Annotated in this window: 15 protein-coding genes; 7 read left to right on the top strand and 8 right to left on the bottom strand. The window is 73.0% G+C overall.

The window, feature by feature from the left end; genetic code table 11:
- Window positions 1-16: 16 nt before the first annotated feature.
- Window positions 17-475 carry a MaoC family dehydratase gene (locus E8M80_RS00150; protein ID WP_137123631.1) on the bottom strand — a complete coding sequence of 153 codons (459 nt, stop codon included), beginning with the start codon at window positions 473-475 and terminating at the stop codon, window positions 17-19.
- A gap of 96 nt (window positions 476-571) precedes the next feature.
- Between E8M80_RS00150 and E8M80_RS00155 the strand changes: the two genes are divergently transcribed.
- Window positions 572-1,774, top strand: coding sequence for an MFS transporter (locus E8M80_RS00155; RefSeq protein ID WP_137123632.1), 1,203 nt, complete (start codon window positions 572-574; stop codon window positions 1,772-1,774).
- Window positions 1,775-1,819: 45 nt separating this feature from the next.
- Here the strand turns inward: E8M80_RS00155 and E8M80_RS00160 are convergent, their stop codons facing one another.
- Window positions 1,820-2,494 (bottom strand): hypothetical protein, encoded by a 675-nt coding sequence (locus E8M80_RS00160; RefSeq protein WP_137123633.1) that lies wholly within the window; start codon window positions 2,492-2,494, stop codon window positions 1,820-1,822.
- A gap of 131 nt (window positions 2,495-2,625) precedes the next feature.
- The gene (locus tag E8M80_RS00165; RefSeq protein WP_137123634.1) at window positions 2,626-3,228 is read right to left on the bottom strand and encodes a HupE/UreJ family protein; all 603 of its coding nucleotides are present in this window, start codon (window positions 3,226-3,228) and stop codon (window positions 2,626-2,628) included.
- Between the two features lie 84 nt (window positions 3,229-3,312).
- Between E8M80_RS00165 and E8M80_RS00170 the strand changes: the two genes are divergently transcribed.
- Entirely contained in the window at window positions 3,313-4,104 is a 792-nt protein-coding gene (locus E8M80_RS00170; protein WP_137123635.1) for a sterol desaturase family protein, read from the top strand.
- Between the two features lie 18 nt (window positions 4,105-4,122).
- Here the strand turns inward: E8M80_RS00170 and E8M80_RS00175 are convergent, their stop codons facing one another.
- A complete protein-coding gene (locus tag E8M80_RS00175; protein WP_137123636.1) occupies window positions 4,123-4,608 on the bottom strand; it encodes a RidA family protein in 486 nt (161 codons plus the stop codon).
- An 83-nt stretch (window positions 4,609-4,691) separates the two neighbouring features.
- On the bottom strand, window positions 4,692-7,043 hold the full coding sequence (locus tag E8M80_RS00180; RefSeq protein WP_137123637.1) for a recombinase: 2,352 nt from the start codon (window positions 7,041-7,043) through the stop codon (window positions 4,692-4,694).
- 97 nt (window positions 7,044-7,140) lie between these two features.
- On the opposite strand from E8M80_RS00180, the gene E8M80_RS00185 reads away from it, so the two are divergent.
- Together E8M80_RS00185 and E8M80_RS00190 are read left to right on the top strand one after the other, a co-directional pair.
- Window positions 7,141-8,586, top strand: coding sequence for an aspartate aminotransferase family protein (locus E8M80_RS00185; protein ID WP_240789829.1), 1,446 nt, complete (start codon window positions 7,141-7,143; stop codon window positions 8,584-8,586).
- A complete protein-coding gene (locus E8M80_RS00190; RefSeq protein ID WP_170979120.1) occupies window positions 8,583-9,371 on the top strand; it encodes an RMD1 family protein in 789 nt (262 codons plus the stop codon). Before E8M80_RS00185 ends, E8M80_RS00190 begins: the two co-directional genes overlap by 4 nt.
- Window positions 9,372-9,375: 4 nt before the next feature.
- Here the strand turns inward: E8M80_RS00190 and E8M80_RS00195 are convergent, their stop codons facing one another.
- From E8M80_RS00195 to E8M80_RS00205, 3 genes are all read right to left on the bottom strand, one after another.
- On the bottom strand, window positions 9,376-10,761 hold the full coding sequence (locus tag E8M80_RS00195; RefSeq protein WP_170979121.1) for an amidase: 1,386 nt from the start codon (window positions 10,759-10,761) through the stop codon (window positions 9,376-9,378).
- Complete coding sequence (locus E8M80_RS00200) at window positions 10,758-10,952, bottom strand: hypothetical protein (RefSeq protein WP_137123640.1); 195 nt, start codon at window positions 10,950-10,952, stop codon at window positions 10,758-10,760. The genes E8M80_RS00195 and E8M80_RS00200 overlap by 4 nt, the downstream gene beginning before the upstream one ends.
- A 68-nt stretch (window positions 10,953-11,020) precedes the next feature.
- Window positions 11,021-12,199, bottom strand: a complete 1,179-nt coding sequence (locus E8M80_RS00205; protein WP_137123641.1) for a pyridoxal phosphate-dependent aminotransferase — start codon at window positions 12,197-12,199, stop codon at window positions 11,021-11,023.
- 67 nt (window positions 12,200-12,266) lie between these two features.
- Between E8M80_RS00205 and speB the strand changes: the two genes are divergently transcribed.
- From speB to E8M80_RS00220, 3 genes are all read left to right on the top strand, one after another.
- Window positions 12,267-13,163 carry an agmatinase gene (gene speB / locus E8M80_RS00210; RefSeq protein ID WP_137123642.1) on the top strand — a complete coding sequence of 299 codons (897 nt, stop codon included), beginning with the start codon at window positions 12,267-12,269 and terminating at the stop codon, window positions 13,161-13,163.
- 478 nt (window positions 13,164-13,641) lie between these two features.
- A complete protein-coding gene (locus E8M80_RS00215; protein WP_137123643.1) occupies window positions 13,642-14,868 on the top strand; it encodes a type III PLP-dependent enzyme in 1,227 nt (408 codons plus the stop codon).
- A 20-nt stretch (window positions 14,869-14,888) separates the two neighbouring features.
- Entirely contained in the window at window positions 14,889-16,295 is a 1,407-nt protein-coding gene (locus E8M80_RS00220; RefSeq protein WP_137123644.1) for a homospermidine synthase, read from the top strand.
- Window positions 16,296-16,304 lie beyond the last annotated feature (9 nt).

The following is a 16,304-nucleotide window of genomic DNA, read 5'->3' on the forward strand; positions in this document are numbered from 1 at the left end:
TGTGGCTCCGTCTCGCTCAGGGGAAGGTCATGCGGATGGTGTCGGCGACCAGGGCCGGCTTCTCCTGGCCCTCGATCTCCATGGTCTGGCGGACGGTGATGCGGTGCGTGCCATTTGCGCCGTCATCCACCGCGACCAGCGCCTGGCGCAGGCGCACGCGCGCGCCGGCCTGCACCGGGTTCACGATGCGCACCTTGTCCGACCCGTAGTTCAGCGTGCGCGACGGCCAGGCCAGCCGGTAGACGCCGGCGCCGAGCTTCGGCAGCAGCGACAGCAGCAGGTAGCCATGCGCGATGGTCTTGCCGCCCGGCATCTCGGCCCGGGCGCGCGCCACGTCGACATGGATCCACTGGTGGTCCCCGGTCACCTCCGCGAAGCGGTCGATCATGTCCTGCGTGACCTCGAGCCAGTCGCCGACGCCGAGTTCCTGGCCGACCAGCGCCTTCAGCGCCTCCGGCGTCGCCACGTCGCGCATGCGTTCCCTCCGTGCCTGCGGGCCGGAGTGTCGCGGCGTGCGGCGCCGCGATCAACCCCGCTTCCGGCGGCGCTGCGTCGGCCCTAGCCTGCCGTCATGGCCCTGACCCCCGGCACGCCGCGCTTCACCGCCGCCATGGTCACGGCGCAGGTGCTGACGCAGATCGGCGCCTTCACCCTGCCCGCGCTGCTGCCGGGCTACATGGAGCGCTGGTCGCTCTCGGGCACCGAGGCCGGCTGGCTGATCGGCATCTTCTTCGCCGCCTACGTGCCGGCCGTGCCGGTGCTGCTGGCGCTGACGGACCGCGTGCCGGCACGGCGGATCTACCTGATCGGCACCGGGGCGACTGCGCTCGCGCATCTCGGCTTCGCCTTCGCCGGCGGCTTCTGGGAAGGGCTCGCCTGCCGCGCGCTGGCCGGCATCGGCTGGGCGGGGGCCTATATGCCCGGCCTCAAGGCGATCGCCGATCCGCTGACCGGGCCGGCGCAGTCGCGAGCCGTCTCCTGGCACGCGGCGGGGGTGGGCACGGCCGGGGCGCTGTCCTTCGCCGTCTCGGGCGCGATGGCGGCGCTGGCCGGCCCCGAGGCCGCCTTCCTGCTCGGCGCCGCCATGGCGGCGGGCGCCTTCGCCATCGCGCTGCTGATCCTGCCCGACACGCCGCCGCCGCGCCGCGCTGCCGGCGGCAGGCTGCTCGATTTCCGCCCGGTGCTGGCGAACCGCCGCGCCATGGCCTGGATCGCCGGCTATTGCGTCCATACGCTGGAGATGGCCGTGCTGCGTGCCTGGGCGGTCGCCTTCCTGGCCGCAAGCTTCGCCGCCGCCGCCCCGCCGGCCTGGCTGCCGGGGCCGACGGTGCTGTTCACGATCGCCGGGCTGGTCGGCATCGCGGTCTCGCTGTCGGGCAACGAGGCGTCCGAACGCTTCGGGCGCGGGCGCGTGGTCGGCGCCGCGATGCTCTCGGGCGCGGCGCTCGCGGCCGTGACGGGCTTCACGGCGGGCTCGGCGCCGCTGCTGGCGCTCGGCTTCGTGCTGGCCTGGAACGCGGCGATCTACCTCGACAGTGCGGCGCTCACGGCCGGCACGGTGCAGGCGGCGGACCCGGCGCTGCGCGGCGCCACCATGGGGCTGCATTCCATGGCGGGGTATGCGGGCGGCTTCGCGGGGCCGCTGCTCTGCGGCGTGGTGCTCGACCTCGCGGGCGGCGAAGGCGCGCTGGCCTGGGGCCTCGCCTTCGGCCATGTCGCGCTGATCGTGCTGGCGGGCTATGCGGTGCTGCGGCGCCTGGGACGGGATGCCTGATCCTGGCCGGGCCCGGCCAGCGGAAGCCGGGCCCAGCGCGCCGGATCAGTTGATGGCGAAACAATAGAACAGGCCGGCGCCGCCCGTGCCGCGCAGCGCGTCCTGCGAGCAGCCGCCGCGCGACGCATGGGATGCATTCCAGAAGGAGGCACGCGGGTCGTTCGGCAGGCCCATGCGATCATGGTGCCCGAGCATGGCCGCGCCGTCCGGCCCGCTGTAGGTCCAGTTGCGGCAGGTCATATCCTCGGCGCCGGTGAATGCGGTGCCATCTTCCTGCGAGCCGGTCAGGATGTCGTGCGTGTTCGGCTGGTCGCCGCGCCCGTTCACGACGGCGCCACGCTCGGTCAGCGCGGTCTGCTTCGTCAGGTTGTTCTGCCCATGCAGTTCGGCGACGCTCTGCGCGACCACCACGCCCTGCGCGTTGCGCCAGGGCCCGGCGCCGATGCGGTCGCGCGCGTTGACTGCTGCCGCCCCCCCGGCCGCCTGTGTGCTGAGATAGGCGCGCCAGGTGCGGCCGCCCGCGCCGGCCGCCTGCGCAAGCGACTGGCAATGCGCATCCGCCCCCGCGAGGCCGCCGAGGTCGGCGCCGTTGCCGCTGCCGACGCTCGTTACGAAGAACGTCATCGCGGCCGGGTTCGCCGCCGGTTGGGACCGGACGCCGACCGGACCCAGTGCCGCGAGCGCCGTCACGGCGACCAAAGTCGGGACGAGCCTGTTCATCCTGTTTCCTCCATGCGGGCGACAACGGTCGCTCCTCAAAGGAGAAGGCTCGCAGCTATCTCCCCGGCATGGAATGACAATGTCACGCGCCGCCGGCCGGGACCCGGCCGACCGCGCGCGACACCCCGGGATCAGCCGAGCAGCGCGGCGCCGGCGAAGACGACGCCGAGGGCGAGCCCCGCCACGCCGGCCGCGCGGCGCAGCCCGGCGCCGTGGCCGGCCGCCGCGACGCGCGCGGCGACGAGCATCGCGACGATCGCGACGCCCGCCTGCATCATCGCGAGTGCGCCGAGATAGGCCACGAGCGGCGTCGGCTCGGCGCCGATGATCGCCTCGGCGAAGGCATGGCCGTGCACCAGCCCGGCCAGCGCGAAGGCGGCCGGCAGAACCGCCGCCGGCACGCCGCGCCAGAGCAGCGCAAACCCGGCCGCGACCAGGCTGAGCGCGACCAGCGCCTCGACCGGCCCGAACCCGATCCCCGCGACATGCGCCAGGCTGCCCGCGAAGCCGCCGGCCACGAAGGTCAGGATCGCCAGCAGCCCGCGCCGCGCGGGCAGCGTCGCCGCCAGCACCCCGGCCGCAAGCAGGAAGGCGAGATGGTCCGGCCCGATCACCGGATGCCCGATGCCGGAGGCGAAGCCCTCCCACAGCGTGGCCGGCACCGCGCCGCCCATCGGGTGGTGCGCGAGGGCGGGCAATGGGGCCAGGGCCAGCAGGGCGGCGATGCGCATCATGGGCGTATGTCTCCTTCGGCCCGTATGCTCGCCCCGGAACGCGCCCCCTGCAAGCCGGGCGGCGGCGCGCTACATGAATGGGCGATGCTGTCCCAGGAACCCGTCATCCGGCTTTCGGCCTTCGCGGCCGTGCTGCTCGCCATGGCGCTGCTCGAACACGCCTTCCCGCGGCGGCCGCAGCGCCTCGCCTGGCGGCGCTGGCCGTCGAACCTGGGGCTGGTCGCGCTGTCCTCCGTGCTGCTGCGCCTCGTCGCGCCAGCGGGGGCCGTCGGCGTGGCGCTCTGGGCCGAATCGCAGGGGCTCGGGCTGTTCCGCTGGCTCGACGCGCCGTTCTGGGCGGCGGCGCCCATGGCCGTGCTGCTGCTCGACCTGATCATCTATCTGCAGCATCGCGTCTTCCACGCCGTGCCGGTGCTCTGGCGGCTGCACCGGGTGCATCACGCGGACCCGGAGCTCGATGCCTCCTCCGGGCTGCGTTTCCATCCGGTCGAGATCCTGCTCTCGCTCGGCATCAAGGCGGTGGCCGTCATGGCGCTCGGCGCGCCGGCCGAGGCGGTGCTGGCCTTCGAGGTCCTGCTGAACGCGACGGCGATGTTCAGCCACGCCAACCTGGCGCTGCCCGCCTGGGTCGACCGGCCGCTGCGCTGGGTTCTGGTCACGCCCGACATGCACCGCGTCCACCATTCCGAGATCGAGCGCGAGACGAACAGCGACTTCGGCTTCTGCCTGTCGGTCTGGGACCGGATCTTCGGCACCTACATCGCCGAGCCGGCGAAGGGGCAGCTCGGCATGGTCATCGGCATCGATGGGTTCCGCGCAGACCGCGAACAGCGGATCGACCGGCTCCTCGTGCAGCCTTTCAAGAGCTGGCGCTGAAACCTGCGACGCCCATCGTCACGGCCGTATGAGGACTTCGGCCTCGATCTCCACCGCCACATCGAAGGGAAGCCCGGCCATTCCGACGGCCGATCGCGCATGGCGCCCGCGCTCAGGGCCATACAGGTCGAGGATGAGATCGGTGAACCCGTTGATGACCATCGGATAGGCGCGGAACGCCGGCGCCGTGTTCACCATCCCGAACACCCTCAGCCACGCGACCACACGGTCCAGGTCGCCAAGTTCGGTCCTGAGGCTGGCCAGGATCGCGAGACCCACCGAGCGGGCTGCTCCATAGGCCTCCTCCGGCGTGACCTCCTGGCCGACGCGGCCCAGCGGTTGAGCCAGACTGCCATCCGCCGCAAGCGGGACATGGCCAGACACGAACGCGCGGTCACCTCGAACATTCACCCAGGGAAAGCGGATAAGGACCCCCGGCGGCAGGCGGATCGGCGCAGGCAACGGCAAGCCCAATTCACGGAGGCGCGTCTCGATCTCGGCCATGGCCTGGTGCCCTCTCCATATCTGAGTTCTCGGGACAGAGCGGACCACGCTGGCAGAAGTTCCGAAGCGAAGGCAATCCAATCTCAGACCGGGCAGACCCCCGCCTCGCATTGCAGCCGCGCGAGGTCGACCGCCTCCCCCGCCCCGGGGTCGCGGATGCCGGCCACGATCGCGGCGAAGCGCTCGGGCGGCACCTCCTCCTCCGGCAGGTATTCGTAGCCGAGGTCGCGGTCGGGCCGGCTCGGCAATACCGCGCAGCAGCGCAGATGCGGCTGGTGCGCGCGCAGCAGGTCGCGGAATTCCTCCAGCCCGACGCGCTCGGTCGCGATCTTGAGCGTGTAGGAGACCTGGTTGCCGCGCGCCGCGCCGATCCAGTGGCGTTCCAGCAGCGCGAGCCAGCGGTACTGCTCGGCCGGGCTCGCCTCCGGCGCCGTGACCAGCTTCTCCCCGATGCCGAGGCGCTGGATCAGCGGCAGCGTCGGGAAGCCCACCACCGCGACGCCCGGGAAGGTCTCGAGCCGCCGCACCGGGTAGCCGCGCCCGGCATAGTCGGCGACCAGCGGGTCCTCCGCCCGGAACTGCACCCAGCGGAGGTATTGCCGCCGCGCCGGCAGGTGCGCGCCCTCGGTCAGGCCGAACAGCTTGCTGGTCGTGCCGGCGGGCTTGACGGTCGTGACCGTCGCGGGTGCCGCCATGCCGAGCGCCGCGGCGTAGCGGCTCGCCTCCTCCTTCGCGGCGGCCGAGAGCCGCGCCAGCGCGTCCCAGAACGGCGCGGCGCGCGCCTCGTCGAGCAGGTCGCGGAAGGCGAGGCCGAAGCGCGCCCAGGCCCATTCGTGCAGCCCGGTCGGCCCGATGCCGATGCGGTTGGTGCGCGCGACCTCGGCCGCGTAGAGCCCGTCCATCCGGTTCACGCGGATCAGGAAGCGGACGCCGAGGCGCACCGCATCCTCGACCCTTGCATCCCATTGGGCCGCGAGGTCCGTCGGCACGGCACCAGGCACCAGGCCGTCCAGCGGCACCGGGCAGGCGAGCAGCGGCGCGAAATCCGCGATGACGCAATAGCCGCCGGTCACGTGCAGCACGACCTCCCCGCAGGGATTGGTCGTGACGGGGAAGTCGGCCGTCGCGGCGCGGCGCGCGACCTCGGCCAGCAGCGGCGCCCCCTCCCCGATCCGATATTGCGCGGAGCCCGCCTCGGCCGTCGCGGGCTTGGCGCGGGCGAAGCCGGTGCGCGCATCCTCCAGCCGGTCGCCGTTGATGAAGCCGGGCTCGCCGTTGACATAGGCGCAGGCGGTCGCGGCCTCGAACAGGGCATGGGCGTGGCGGGTCAGGCGCTCATCGTCATCACGGCCGAGCCGGGCCCAGAACTCCGCATCCACCATCAGCGAATGATTGGCGGTCCAGAGCCCTCCTTCCGCCTTGAGGCGGACGAAGCGGAGCGCCCCGGGGTCGCGCCAGGACTTCGTCGCCATGCGCGCGGCCCGGCGCGCGCCGCCCAGCTGCACCTCGGTCGACAGGATGTGGTCGGCGCGCAGCGCCTGTTCCCAGGGGCGCATCGCCTCGCCGGCCGGGTCGCGGTCGCGCGCGGCCTCGATCACATCCCGCCGCAGCGTGATGAAGGCGCGCAGCAGCGACAGCGGGCCCGAGGCCGGGCGCCCCTGCATGCCCCGGATCGGCGCGCCGAGCGGCCGGACCTCCGAGAGGTCGAGCACCAGCGCACGGCCGCGCGCGCGGCCGAAGGCGAGGGCTTCCAGCACCTCGACCGCGCGCGCCCAGCCTTCCCGCGTGTCGGCGACGCGGTGCAGGACGGCATCGGCCGGCAGCCGCGCGAGGTCGTGCACCAGCTCGCGCGCCAGGAAGGCGCGGACGTCGGCTTCCTCGACATCGCCGAAATCCTCCGCGCGCATGCCCCAGCGCAGCAGGCCGAACTCGAGCCCGAAGCGGTGCAGCGCCGCGCGGTCGCGAGGCCAGTCGGGATGCGCGGGCGACAGGTGCAGAAGCAGCTCGGGCGCCTCCGCCCAGTCGACGGGGCAGAGCGCGTCGTCATAGGCCCGCCCGACGCCCGCGCCGTTCAGCAGCAGGTAGAACTTGGTGAAGGATGCGCCGGCCGTCGCGCAGTTGGTGAAGACCTCCATGTTGCGCGACGGCTGCGCCGCGTCGCCGTGCTGGAGATGGCGGCCGGAGGTGATCAGCGCGCCGGTGGCGATCGCGTTGCGCAGCCGCACGGCTTCCAGCGGGTCGGCGGCGCTGCCCGCCAGCGCCATGTTGCCGGCCGCGACGCGGTCCGCCACGCGGCCGAAATCCTCGGCATCCGAGGGGCGCAGCACGGTGCGGCGCGCGACCGCGAGGCCCATCCCCGGGTCGAAGGCGCGGCCCGGGAGCGGCGCCTCCCCGAAAGCCGCGCCCGGCAGCGGTACAGGTGACGGGCCGTCCATCGCTCTCCCTCCGCCGCCGGGCTGGGATGCCGCGGCGACACGCTGAATATAGCGGTTCGCGGGCGGGATTCACACCACATCTCGGCAATCCGGCGCCATGGACAGGCCGCCGGCGGTCGCGCAGGCTTGCGACCTCGACCCCCCCCGCGAGGCCGCCATGAACGCCATCCCGCCGAGCAATTCACCGATCATCGCCGCCTTCGTCGCGCATACCCCGGGCAGCGCCGCCGCCTACGCCGAGGCGCGAACCCATTTCCCGGGTGGCGTGACGCATGACACGCGCTATGTCCGTCCTCATCCGCTCGCCGTCTCGCACGCCGCGGGCGCGCGGAAATGGGACGTCGACGGCCACGAATACGTCGACTACGCGGGCGGCCACGGCGCGCTCATCCTCGGCCACGCGCATCCCGCGGTGACGGCGGCGGTGGCAGAGCAGTTGGCGAAGGGCACGCATTACGGCGCCAACCACGCGCTCGAGAACCGCTGGGCGGAACTGATCAAGGAGATGGTGCCGAGCGCGGAGATGATCCGCTTCACCAATTCCGGCACCGAGGCGACGCTGATGGCGCTGCGCGTCGCGCGCGCGGCCACGGGCCGGGCGAAGCTGCTGCGCCTGCGCGGCCATTTCCACGGCTGGCACGACCACATGGCCTTCGGCGTGACCAACCATTTCGACGGCACGCCGACGCCGGGCATCCTCGAGGGCCTCTCCGACAACGTGCTGCTGCTCGACCCGAACGACGAGGCGGGGCTCGCAGGACTGATGGCGGCGCATGGCGGGGAGATCGCTGCCGCCATCCTGGAGCCGACCGGCTCCACCTACGGCCAGGTGCCGCTGCGCGAGTCCTTCGTCCATGCGCTGCGCGCCGAGACGGCGCGGCATGGCGTCGTCCTGGTGTTCGACGAGGTTGTGACCGGCTTCCGCGTGGCGAAGGGCGGCGCGCAGGAGGTGCTCGGCATCCGGCCCGACCTCACGACCCTCGCCAAGATCCTGGCCGGCGGCCTGCCGGGCGGCGCCGTGGTCGGGCGGGCGGACCTGCTGGAACTGCTGGACCCCGAGCGCGCCGCGGCCCGGGGCGTCGAGAAGATCCCGCACCAGGGGACCTACAACGCGAACCCGCTCTCCGCCGCGGCCGGCATCGCGACGCTCGGCATCCTGCGCGACACGGATGCGATCGCCCGCGCGCACGCCACCGCCGCGCAACTGCGCGAAGGCATGAACGGCGTGCTGGAGGAAATGGGCGTGCCCTGGGCCGTCTACGGCCAGCACACCGGCATCCACGTCTTCACCAATTGGAAGGGCCTGCGGGTCACGCCGCGCGGCTTCGATCCCCTGGCGATGGGCTACGCCGACCTCAAGGCGCCGCGGGGCTCCCAGACCATCACGAAGCTGCTGCTGGCGTTGCGCACGCATGGGGTGGATTTCTCGCCCTGGCCGGGCGGGCCGGTCTCGGCGGTGCATGGCCCGGCCGAGGTGGAAGCGACCGTCGCGGCCTTCCGCGCCGCGCTCGCCGACCTCAGGGCCGAGCGCGAGATCCCGTGAGCACCAGCGTCGTCGGGCGCGCCCTGCTGCTGGGCGAAAGGCTCGACCATCGCGGCCTGCCCCGGGAAGGCGCGCCGCTGGCCGACCCGGTGCCGCTCGCGACGCCGGAGGGCTTCACGGCCTTCGCCTTCCGATGGGGCGCCGTCGTGTTCTTCGGCGCCACGACGGCGCAGCAGGACGCGGTGGTCGGGATGCTGCGCCCGCGCCTGACCGGCCCCCTGCCCACCCCGGTCGAGGAAGCGGCGCGGATCGAGTCGGGCGCCGAGCAGGATGGCGTCGACCCGGCGGGCATCGTCCGGCTGCGTGACCTGGCGCCCGCCAGGCTCGCGGTGGTCGCGGACGCCCTGGCGAAAAGCGCCGCGCTCGCGCACCAGGAGGCGCTGCTGGCCGAGGCGCTGGACCGGCTGGAACCTGTGGTCGCGGCGCTCAGGCGGGACGGGCGGCTCGTCGCCTCCACCCGCGCGCTGCACCGGCAGATCGGCCATGCGCTGTCGGCACGCAGCCGCACAACGGCGCGCGTCGAGGCCGAGGAGAAGCCCGAGATCCTCTGGGACCACCCGGAGCTCGAGCGCCTGCACGCGCGCCTCGCGGACGAATGGGAGCTGAAGGAGCGCAGCGCCGCCCTCGACCGCAAGCTGTCGCTGATCGGCGACACCACCGAGGGCGTGCTGTCGCTGATCCACGGCCGGCGCGCGATGGGGCTCGAGATCGCGATCGTCGCGCTGGTCGGCATCGAGGTCGTCTTCACCTTCTGGGAGTATCTGGTGAAGCCGATGTTGCGCTGAGGGCCTACCCCGCCATGGCAGGCCGCCGCGCCCGCCACGACGTCGCCGTCTCATAGGCATGGCCGGCGCACAGCACCGTCGCATCCTCGAAGGGCCGGCCCACGAGCTGCACGCCGACGGGCAGCCCGCCTGCGCCGAAGCCCGCGCAGACCGTCAGCGCCGGCTGGCCGGTCAGGTTGAAGGGGATGGTGAAGTTCGGCACCTCGAAGGAGGTCCACTTGCCCATCTTGGTGATGAGCGGCGCCTCTCCCGGCTGCGCCGCGGTCAGCAGCAGGTCGCAGCCTTCCATGACCTTCGCGACCGCGTCGCAGAGCTCCCGCCGCCGGCGCTGCGCCTGGAGGTAGTCGGCGGCCGAGATGGTGGCGGCGAGCGCCAGGCGTTCGCGCAGGATCTCGCCGTAGTCGCGGTACTTCGTGTGCAGCCAGGGTTCGTGCACGGCGAAGGCGTCGGCGGCCAGGATGAGCCAGCCGGCCGCGTTGAAGTCGGCCAGCGGCGGCAGCGTCACGTCCGTGATTTCGGCGCCGAGGGCGCGCAGCGTGTCGGCCGCATGCGCGATGCCCGCCGCCATGCCGGGGCTGACCGGGCAGTCGGTCTCGTGGAAATGGCGGATCACGCCGATGCGCAGCCCCTTCACGCCGCCGCCTAGTCCGCGCAGCAGGTCGGGCTTCGGCCGCGGCGCCGAGGACGGGTCGACGGGATCGTGGCCGGCCAGGGCATCGAGCAGGATGGCGCAATCCTCGACCGTCCAGGCGAGCGGCCCGACCGTGTCGAGGCTGTGCGAGAGCGGCAGCACGCCCATGCGCGAGCAGAGCCCGTAGGTCGGCTTGATGCCCGCCGTGCCGCAGAGCGAGGCCGGGCCGCGGATCGAGCCCCCCGTGTCCGAGCCCGTGCCGCCCAGGATGACGCCGGCGGCGATCGCCGCCCCGGTGCCGGAGGAGGACCCGCCCGTGAAGTGGTCGGTGTTCCAGGGGTTGCGCGCCGGCGGCCAGGGCAGGTCGAAGGAGGGCCCGCCCCAGGCGAATTCGTGCGTCGCGAGCTTGCCGAGCATGACCGCCCCGGCCCCGCCCCAGGCGCGCACGGCGGCGGCGTCGGCCTGCGGCACGTGGTCGATCAGCACGCGGGAATGGCCGGTCGTGGGCACGCCCGCCGTCTCGTAGATGTCCTTATGGCCGATCGGGATGCCGTCGAGCGGGCCCTTCAGCGTACCCGCCATCTGCCGCGCCTCGGCGGCCTTCGCCTGCGCCAGCGCGATCTCGGGCGTGAAGCGGATGAAGGCGTGGATCGCGGGGTTCAGCGCCTCGGCCTTGGCGAGGCGGTCCGTGGCGAACTCGACGGGCGAGACCTTCTTCGCGGCGATCAGGCGCGCCGCCTCGGCGATGGTCGGGATCATGCCGCGGGGCCCTTGGGCGCGAAGGTCACCGCCATCTCGGCGAAGCATTCGCGGGGCGTGCGCACGCGCGTCGCCATCGCGAGGATATGGCCGGAGACGGCGCGGATGCCCTCGCGCTCGGCCTCGGTCAGCGGCAAGGCGTGCCGCGCCATCAGCGCGTCGAACTGGGGCTTGTCCATGGGCTCGGGCATCGCGGTTCCCCTCCTGGCTCGGGAAGCGGCGATGCTGCGCCGATCGGCGGGCGGGTCAATCCCGCCGGTCAGCCACGCGCGGCGTGGTCGGTCAGGGATTGCGCGACCCGCGTGCAGGCCGTGCGCAACCGTTCCTCGGTCTGCGCGAAACAGAGGCGCAGATGCCCTTCCCCGCCCGCCCCGAAGGCCGCGCCGGGCGCAAGGCCCACGCCCGCCGAATGCAGCAGCGACTTCGCTAGCGCCACGCTGTCCGTGCAGGCCGCGACCTTCAGGAAAAGGTACATCGCGCCGTCGGGCCGCGGCGCCGTGACGCCCGGCACGGTGCCGAGGATCTCGACCGCAAGGTCGCGGCACGCCCGGTAGCGCGCCTGCGTCTCGGCGATGAAGCCATCCCCCCGGTCCAGCGCCGCGACGCCCGCGTGCTGCACGAAGGTCGCGGCCGAGGACATGTTGAACTCGTTGAGCTTGGCGAGGCTGTCCATCAGCGCGGGCGGCGCCACGATCCACCCCAGCCGCCAGCCCGTCATCGACCACGACTTGCTGAAGGAATTGACCGAGACGACGCGGTCCTCGGGCGTCGCGATGGACAGGAAGGACGGCGCCGCGTCGCCGGCGAAGAACAGGCGTTCATAGACGTCGTCCGCCAGGATCCAGGTTCCGGTCCGCCGGCAATGGTCGAGGATGATGCGCTGTTCGGCCGCGCTCAGCGTCCAGCCGGTCGGGTTGCCGGGGCTGTTCAGGAACAGAAGGCGCGTGGCCGGCGTCACGGCCGCCAGCAGTTCGTCGAGATCCACGCGCCAGAGGCCGTTCTCGATCCGCAGCGGCAGCGGCGCGACCCGCGCGCCCAGCACCCGCGCGATGCCGTCCATGTTCGGCCAGGCCGGCATCGGGATCACCACCCGGTCGCCCGGGTCGAGCAGCGCCTGCGCGACCAGCATCAGCGCATTGACGCCGGACGCCGTGACCGCCACCCGCCCCGGCCCCACAGGCCGGCCGTTGCGGGTGAGGTAGCGCGCGATCGCGTCCCGCAGCGGCGCGATGCCGGGGTTGGGCGCGTAGAAGGTCTCCCCGGCATCGAGCGCCGCCTTCGCCGCCTCCCGGATGAAGGCGGGGGTGACGGTGTCGGGCTCGCCGAAGAACAGGCGGACCAGGCCCGGGATGCCCCGCCCGGCCTCGGAGACTTCGCGGATCAGGGAGCCTTCGATGGCGTCGAGCGCAGCGCGCGGTCCGGTCGGATGGGTCGTCATGCGGGGGGACTTACCGCCGCGCGCCGGTCCTGGACAGGGGCGGGCGGGGCGCGCTTAAGGTGCCCGCATGGCCACGCCCATGACCTTCGCCGCCCCGCACGCCTTCCTCGGCGCCCGCGCCCACGACCGCGGCGCGGCCGTGTGCGTGGCGGGCGTGCCGCTCGACATCGGCACCACCAACCGCGCCGGCACGCGCGACGGCCCGCGTGCCATCCGCGCCGCGGCGCGCATGCTGACCGACGGGCGCCACCCCGAGACTGGCGCCGACCCCGCGGCGCTCGACCTTTCGGACCTCGGCGAATTCGCCATCGCGCTGGGCGACATCCCCGAGAGCCTCCGGCTGGTCGAGGCGCAGGCGACGGGGCTTGCCCACCTGCTCGCCTTCGGCGGCGAGCACGGCGTGACGCTGCCGCTGCTGCGCGCGCTCACGAAGCGTATCGGCGGGCCGGTCGGCATGGTGCACATCGATGCGCATCTCGACACGTCGGAGGACAATTTCGGCCAGCGCTTCGCCCATGGCTCGGTGTTCTGGCACGCCATCACTGAAGGCTTGGTGGAGCCGCGGCGGATGATCCAAATCGGCATCCGCTCCCCCGCCTGGCCCGAGATGTTCGCCTGGACCCGGGCGCAGGGCGTCACGATCCTCTCCGCCCAGCAGGTGCACGAGAGCACGCCGGCCGCGGTCGCGACGCGCGTGCTGGAGGTGGTGGGCGCCGGCCCGGCCTACCTGTCCTTCGACATCGACGGGCTCGACCCCGCCTTCGCGCCCGGCACGGGCACGCCGGAGGTGGGCGGCCTCGCCACCTGGCAGGCGCAGGGCATCCTGCGGCGGCTGGGCGCGATCGACTTCCGGGGCGCGGACGTGGTCGAGGTGGCGCCGGCCTACGACGTGGCCGAGGTGACCGCGCTGGCGGCGGCGACGATCGGCTGGGAATACCTCTGCCTTCTGGCCGGCAAGGGTTGACCGCCGGATAGTTTCCGGCTGTTACAGGGGGTGTTCCGGCCGATATGCGCGCGGCTCATGCCGCCCCCGCGAGTTTCTTCTTGCAATCCGCAGACATGCTGCATATTTTCCGGCCGTCGCCCCGTCCTGGGGCGCCGACGCCATCGCACGTGCCGCGAGGCCCGCCTTGCCGGGCCACAAGCAACGACGGGACGCGTCCTTTGCACGATCCGGCCATGCTGTGGGCCGGAAGGTTCGAGGGAGCCGCCTGTGTCGCCTGACCGCCGCCTTGCGATGGACCCCCATCGCACCAGACGCAGCGCCTGATCCACGCCGCTGCGCCGCCGCCCCGTCCCCAAGCCGCAAGGCCGGGGGGAGAGCGGGGCGTCGTCTGCGGCGGGCCGCCGGCAGGCTCCCTCATTCGCCGCCGCCGCGCCCGGGTGCGAACCCGTGGCGCGGCGGCGGGCGCGCGAAACCCCCCTCCCCAAGGTCCGATGCGATGACCCAGATCCGCCTCCGCGGCGCAGTCGCGCCGCTCCGCCGCCCCGGGGCCACCCAGCGCCGCGCGACCGTCGATGCCATGGTCGCCGCGCTCCGGCCCGAGGAGCCGCTGCACTGCCTGCGCCCGCAGGCGGTGACCGACGCCGCGCGCGCCTTCGTCGCCGCCTTCCCGGGCGACGTGCTCTATGCCGTGAAGTGCAACGCCGAGCCCGCCATGCTGCGCGCCGTCGCGGCCGGCGGCGTGGCGCATTTCGACTGCGCCTCGGATGCCGAGGTGCGGCTCGTGCGCTCCATGTTCCCGGGCGCCGCCATCCACTTCATGCACCCGGTGAAGTCCCGCGCCGCCATCCGCGCCGCCTGGGCGCAGCATGGCGTCAGTGACTTCGTGCTCGATGCCGATGCGGAGCTGACCAAGATCCTGCAGGAGACCGGCGGCGGCGACCTCGGCCTGGTGGTGCGGCTCGCGCTGCCGAAGGGCTCGGCCGCCTACGACCTGTCGGGCAAGTTCGGCGCCGCGCCGGCGGAGGCCGCGGCGCTGCTGCGCGCCGCCCGCCCGCATGCGGCGCGGCTCGGCCTGTCCTTCCATGTCGGCTCGCAATGCATGGACCCCGCGGCCTGGACGCGCGCGCTGGCGCTGGCGGCCGAGGTGATCGCCGCGGCCGGCGTCGCGGTCGATATCGTCGATGTCGGCGGCGGCTTCCCGGTCGCCTATCCCGGCAGCACGCCCCCGCCGCTCGCGGCCTTCATGGCCGCGATCCGTGACGGCGCAGCGCTGCTGCCGCCGGGCGTGCGGCTCTGGGCCGAGCCCGGCCGCGCGCTGGTCGCCGGGGGCGCCTCGGTGGTGGTGCAGGTGCAGCAGCGCCGCGGCGATGCGCTGTATGTGAACGACGGCGTCTATGGCGCGCTGTCGGATGCGGGCGCGCCCGGCTTCCGCTTCCCGCACCGCCTGGTCCGTGCGGGCGGGGACCCGGTCGCGGCCGTCGCGCGGGACTTCACCCTGTTCGGTCCGACCTGCGATTCGGCCGACGTGATGAAGGGCCCCTGGACGCTCCCCGCCGATGTGCGGGAGGGCGACTGGATCGAGGTCGGCCAGCTCGGCGCCTACGGCACGGCGCTGCGCACCGCCTTCAACGGCTTCGACCGCGCGCATGTGGCGGAAGTTTCCGATGCGCCCATGCTCGCCACCGCCGGATACGACACGGCCGCGCCCGCGCGCGCGGCCTGACCTGCAAGGATACGACGACGATGAAGCATGCCGCCTTTGAAGGCCGCCTCGTGATGCTGGGCTTCGGCTCGATCGGCCAGGGTGTCCTGCCGCTGATCCTGAAGCATATCGACATGCCGAAGGAGAGGATCGAGATCATCACCTCCGACGCGCGCGGGGAGGCGATCGCCGCGCAGTACGGCATCGCCCATACCGTGCTGCCGCTGACCCGCGCCAACTATGCGGGGGTGCTGCGCACGCGGCTCGCCAAGGGCGACTTCCTGCTGAACCTGTCGGTCGACGTCTCCTCCGTCGCGCTGGTCACGCTGTGCCGGGAGATCGGCGCGCTCTACCTCGATACCTGCGTCGAGCCCTGGGTGGGCGGCTACACCGACCCGTCGCTGACGCCGTCCCAGCGGTCGAACTACGCGCTGCGGGAAAGCGCGCTGGCGCTCAAGACCGGCGCCGGGCCGACCGCGGTGATGACGCATGGCGCCAATCCCGGGCTGGTGTCGCATTTCGTCAAGCAGGCGCTGCTGGACGTGGCGCGCGACACCGGGCACGCGACGCAGGTGCCCGGCACGCAGCAGGGCTGGGCGCGGCTCGCGCACGACCTCGGCGTGAAGGTCATCCACATCGCGGAACGCGACACGCAGGTCTCCGCCCACATGGCCAAGCGGCGGGGCGAATTCGTCAACACCTGGTCGATCGACGGCTTCACCGGCGAAGGCTGCCAGCCCGCGGAACTCGGCTGGGGCACGCATGAGAAGGCGATGCCGGCCGACGGCCTGCGCCACGATTTCGGCTGCGACGCCGCGATCTACCTGATGCGCCCCGGGGCCGCGACGCGCGTGCGGTCCTGGACGCCGCTCGAAGGGCCGATGCATTCCTTCCTGATCACGCACAATGAGAGCATCTCGCTGGCGGACTACTACAGTTTGCGCGACGCGTCGGGCGCGGTGGTCTATCGCCCGACCAGCCACTACGCCTACCACCCCTGCGACGACGCGGTGCTGTCGGTGCACGAATTCGCCGGGCGGAACTGGGACCTGCAGCCCGAGAAGCGGCTGATGATGGAGGAGATCACCTCCGGCATGGACGAGCTCGGCGTGCTGCTAATGGGCCATGCGAAGGGCGCCTACTGGTACGGATCGCGCCTGACGATCGAGGAGGCGCGCGCTCTCGCACCGCACAACAACGCGACCTCGCTGCAGGTCTGCGTCGCGGTGCTCGCCGGCATGGTCTACGCCATCGAGAACCCCGAGGCCGGGCTGGTCGAGGCGGATGAGCTCGACCATGCCCGCGCACTCGAGATCTGCTTCCCCTACCTGGGGGAGATGGCGGGGGTCTATTCCGACTGGACGCCGCTCGAGAACCGCGGCGCGCTGTTCCCCGAGGAGGTGGACACCGCCTGCCCCTGGCAATTCGCCAATTTCCGCGTGACGTGACCGATCCAG

It is taken from the genome of Roseomonas sp. HF4 (assembly GCF_005222755.1).
GTDB lineage: Bacteria > Pseudomonadota > Alphaproteobacteria > Acetobacterales > Acetobacteraceae > Neoroseomonas.